Origin of the sequence: Janibacter massiliensis (assembly GCF_900289115.1) — a bacterium.
Lineage (GTDB): Bacteria > Actinomycetota > Actinomycetes > Actinomycetales > Dermatophilaceae > Janibacter_A > Janibacter_A massiliensis.
This window is the reverse complement of record NZ_LT985206.1, coordinates 1-1,495: the sequence shown is the minus strand read 5'-3', so window position 1 is coordinate 1,495 and position 1,495 is coordinate 1. Positions and strand designations below refer to the sequence as shown.

2 protein-coding genes are annotated in these 1,495 nt (G+C 74.0%); one reads left to right on the top strand and one right to left on the bottom strand.

Annotated features, from left to right (window positions below; all coding sequences use genetic code 11):
* The first annotated feature begins 298 nt into the window (after positions 1-298).
* Complete coding sequence (locus tag DAA34_RS12015) at positions 299-637, top strand: hypothetical protein (RefSeq protein ID WP_106820215.1); 339 nt, start codon at positions 299-301, stop codon at positions 635-637.
* Between the two features lie 13 nt (positions 638-650).
* Here DAA34_RS12015 and DAA34_RS12010 read toward each other — a convergent pair whose 3' ends face one another.
* Positions 651-1,478 (bottom strand): uracil-DNA glycosylase, encoded by an 828-nt coding sequence (locus tag DAA34_RS12010; protein WP_106820213.1) that lies wholly within the window; start codon positions 1,476-1,478, stop codon positions 651-653.
* Positions 1,479-1,495 lie beyond the last annotated feature (17 nt).

Genomic DNA, 1,495 nt, shown 5'->3' with positions numbered 1-1,495 from the left:
CATGACGAACGGGCGGGGGGGGCCGAGAGCGGGTCGAGGCGGCCCCGGGGACGGGGAGCCGAGGGGGCGGCGAGGGCATGAGGGCGGCCGGGGAGGACCCCCGCGCCGGATAGCGGGCGTCGGGGGGTGGGCCGAGCGGGAAGGCGAGGAAGGAATGAGAGATGGACGTGGGGTTCGGCGCGCAGATGTCACTCATGGCGCGCAGATCCGGTCGGCGGACGCGTCGACGCGCGCGATCGGGGGTGCGTGTCCGCTGCGGTCGCGATCATGTCGGAGCCGCCCCCTAGGCTTGCCGTCCATGGGTCCGCTCCACACCGTTCTCGTCCTGCTCCACACGATCGTCATGGTGGTTCTCATCGCCGCCCCGCTGGTCTACCGCGGTGCGGCGAGCGCGCTGCTGACGTGGGCCGCGCGGCTCCAGCTCCTGCTCGGCCTCGCGCTCGTCGGGATCAACGAGGGGATGGGGGCGGAGCTCAACCACGCGAAGGTCGGGGTCAAGCTCCTCGTCGCGGTCGCCGTCGTCGCCTGCTGCGAGATCGCGTGGGCCAAGCGCAAGCGTGGGGAGTCCTCGCCGCTGCCGTGGGTGGCCCTCGTCCTCACGCTCGTGAACACGGCTGTCGCCTACTTCTGGACCTGATCGCCCCGGCGGGTCACAGGGACCCGATGACCTCGTCCAGCATCGCCTCGGTGAGCCGGCCGGTGAAGGTGTTCTGCTGGCTCACGTGGTAGCTGCCGGCGAGGGTGACCTCGCGGCCCTCGGGGGTGCGCAGAGCCGCCCGAGCGCCGTGCCCGAAACGGGGTGAGGGTCGCGGGACCTGCCAGCCGGCGTGCCGCACACTGGCGAGCGTCGCCGCCCAGCCGATCGAGCCCAGGCAGAGGATCGATCGCACGTGCGGGGCGGACAGCGCGAGGTCGGCGTCCAGCCACGGGGCGCAGGTCGTGCGTTCGTCCGCCGTCGGCTTGTTCTGCGGGGGTGCGCACCGGACCGGGGCGACGATGCGCACGTCCCGGAGCTCGAGCCCATCCCCTGCCGCCCATGCCTGTGGCTGGTTCGCGTACCCCGCCCGGTGCAGCGCGCGGTAGAGCCAGTCGCCGCTCCGGTCGCCCGTGAAGTTGCGCCCGGTGCGATTTGCGCCGTGGGCCGCGGGGGCGAGACCGACGATGAGGATCGAGGCGTCGACCGGTCCGAACCCCGGGACGGGACGACCCCAGTACGGCTCGTCACGGAACGCCGCCCGCTTGGCGACGGCGACCTCCTCGCGCCAGGCGACGAGCCGCGGGCACGCCCGGCAGGTGGTGATCCGGGCGGCGAGCTCGGCGGGGTTCGCCGTCACGGCCAGCCGCTCGACGTCGGCGGCGGCGGTCGCGATCGGGGTCGTCGCGTCGGCGGGGTCGTCCGGCCACCCGGTCCCGGGCGCGACGGGCGAGGTGAACGACCCCCCGACGACGGGGTGCGGCAGGGGCGTTGACTCGAGCATCCCCCCAGTCTGTCGAC

What these genes read in the sequence shown, in the direction of transcription:
- DAA34_RS12015 (WP_106820215.1), top strand. Translation starts at nt 299, where the DNA reads ATGGGTCCGCTCCACACCGTTCTCGTCCTGCTCCACACGATCGTCATG.
- DAA34_RS12010 (WP_106820213.1), bottom strand. Translation starts at nt 1,478, where the DNA reads ATGCTCGAGTCAACGCCCCTGCCGCACCCCGTCGTCGGGGGGTCGTTC.